Origin of the sequence: Celeribacter litoreus, assembly GCF_020165855.1 — a bacterium.
GTDB lineage: Bacteria > Pseudomonadota > Alphaproteobacteria > Rhodobacterales > Rhodobacteraceae > Celeribacter > Celeribacter litoreus.
In genome coordinates this window covers 1-2733 of record NZ_JAIUFY010000009.1, presented here as the reverse complement: position 1 = coordinate 2733, position 2733 = coordinate 1, and the positions used below count along the sequence as shown (strand labels likewise).

Annotated in this window: 2 protein-coding genes; both read right to left on the bottom strand. The window is 61.7% G+C overall.

What is annotated here, in order from left to right:
* The coding region (gene nirD, locus LA304_RS10465; RefSeq protein WP_224503101.1) for a nitrite reductase small subunit NirD at positions 1-319 on the bottom strand (319 nt) is incomplete at its 3' end.
* On the bottom strand, positions 316-2733 hold a 2418-nt coding region (nirB, locus tag LA304_RS10460; RefSeq protein WP_224503100.1), incomplete at its 5' end, for a nitrite reductase large subunit NirB. The genes nirD and nirB, both read right to left, overlap by 4 nt.

The window sequence follows — 2733 nt, the reverse complement described above, 5'->3', positions numbered from 1 at the left end:
ACAGGCCGATCAGCACGGCCTGCCCGTCGATTTTGACGGGGAAAGTTTGGGTTTTTCCTTCGTCGGCGCCTTGAGCGGTTCCGGTTTCGAGGGAGATGACCCAGTTGTGGAGCGGGCATGTGACGCATCCGTCGTGCACGATGCCGTTGCTCAAAGGCCCGTTTCTATGCGGGCACTTATCTTCGAGGGCGAAGACGCGGTCGTCCGTGGTGCGGAAGAGTGCGATCGTCGTGTCGCCGTTTTTGACGCAGCGCGCGCCTTGGCGCGGGATGTCGTCGAGTGTGCCGACCTCGATCCAGTTTGTGGTGGTCATGTTCATTCTGCTGCCTCCAGATTGAGGGTGGCCATGGGGGCGAACTCATGGGCCTCTGCGCCTGCGACGCGCTCGGCCCACGGATCGATTTGGGCGAACTCTTGCGAGTAGGCAAAGCGCTCCGCGAAGGCTTTGCGTTCCTCGAGATTATCAAAAATCACCTCTTTGATGTGGTCATACCCGATCCGGTCCGCCCACTTGTAGATGCGTTCGAGGTAGAAGCCCGTCTCGCGATAGTATTGCGTCAGCGCGCAGACGGTCTCGAGCACTTCTTCTTCGGTCGCAACCTTGCCCAGAGGCGAGGTGCCCTGAATGTGCAGGCCCGCCGCGCCGCCGTAAACGATCTCGTAGCCGCTATCGACACAGATCACGCCGATGTCCTTACAGGTCGCCTCGGCGCAGTTGCGCGGGCATCCGGTGACGGCGAGTTTGAGTTTCGCCGGAGACCAGGAGCCCCAGAGCGCTTTCTCGAGCTTGATGCCGAGACCCGTGGAGTCCTGCGTGCCAAAGCGGCACCAATCCGTGCCCACACAGGTTTTGACCGTGCGCAGACCCTTGGAATAGGCCGCGCCGGAGATCATGCCAGCGGCATTGAGATCGGCCCAGACGGGGAGGAGATCTTCTTTCTTCACACCCAAGAGGTCGATGCGCTGGCCACCCGTCACCTTCACGGAGGGGATGTTGTATTTATCGGCCACATCGGCGATCGCGCGCAGCTCGTCCGGCGTGGTCATGCCACCGAACATCCGCGGCACGACGGAATAGGTGCCGTCTTTCTGGATGTTGGCGTGGACGCGTTCGTTGATGAAGCGCGACTGCTGGTCATCCTGATACTCGCCCGGCCAGTCGGCCACGAGGTAGTAGTTCAACGCGGGGCGGCACTTGGCACAGCCTTCCGGCGTGGACCATTCCAGTTCCTGCAAGATCGCAGGGATGGATTTGAGCTCTTTCGCCTTGATCATGCGGCGCACGAAGCCGTGGCCGTGGGTGGTGCAGCCGCACATGCCCTCTGCCGCCGGGATTTTGAAGCCGTCGCCAAGGGTGATGCCCATGACGCCTTCGACGAGACCCGTGCAGGTGCCGCAGGAGGCCGAGGCCTTCGTGTGCGCCCGCACATCGGCCAGAGAGGTCAGCCCCTTGTCGCCGATGGCTTTGACGATCATGCCTTTGGTGATGCCGTTACAGCCGCAGATCTCCGCATCGTCTGGCAGGGCTGCCACAGCGGCCAGCGGATCGGCCTGACCCGCGCCCTGATAGGCCTGCCCGAAGATCAGCGTCTCGCGCATGTCCGACACATCCTCGCCAGAGGTCAGAAGTTGGTTGTACCACGCCCCGTCGGCGACATCGCCGTAGAGCACTGCTCCGATAAGTTTATTGTCTTTGAGAATGACGCGTTTGTAGGTGCCGCGCATCGCATCGCGCAGCACGATGTCCTCACGCCCCTCGCCCTCGGCGAAGTCCCCCACAGAGTAGAGATCACAGCCCGTGACCTTGAGTTTGGTCGCGGTTTCAGCATGTTGGAAGGCAGCCTCGGACGGGCCGGCCAGATGTTCGGCCGCGACGCGGGCCATGCGGTAGAGCGGCGCCACGAGACCGTAGACCATGCCCCCCACTTCGACACATTCGCCGACAGAATAGATGCTCGGGTCAGAGGTCTTCATGGTCGCGTCCGTCACGATGCCACGGTTCACCTCGAGACCCGCTTCTTTGGCGAGCTGGACGTTCGGGCGGATGCCCACGGCCATGACGACGAGAGAGGCGTCGATCACAGTGCCGTCGGCAAGTTCCACGCCCTCGACCTTGTCCGTGCCGAGGATTTGTTTGGTGTTGGCTTCGCAGAGCACCTCGATCCCGCGGGATTCGAGCTCTTTCTGCAGCAGGTAGCCAGCGGCGGTGTCGAGCTGGCGCTCCATCAGCGTCGGCATCAGGTGGATCACGGTCACATCCATGCCGCGCATCTTGAGACCCGCAGCCGCTTCCAGACCCAAGAGACCGCCACCGATCACAACAGCACGCCCGCCTTTTTCCGCAGCGGCAATCATACCATCCGTATCGTCGAGATCGCGGTAGGCCAGAACGCCCGGCAGATCAGAGCCCGGCACCGGAATGATGAACGGGTTCGAGCCGGTCGCGATCACGAGCTTGTCGTACTCCGCCACGATCCCGCTCTCGGAGATCACCTTCCGCTCGTGGCGGCGGATCTCGGACACTTTCTCACCCTGATGCAGTGTGATCCCGTGCTCGGCATACCAGCCCTCACCATGGATGATGATATCGGCATAGGTCTTCTCACCCGACAGAACCGGAGACAGCATGATGCGGTCATAGTTCACACGCGGCTCGGCGTTGAAAATCGTCACCTCATACTGATCCGTAACCTCGAACAAATGCTCAAGCAAACGGCCAGGAGCCATCCCGTT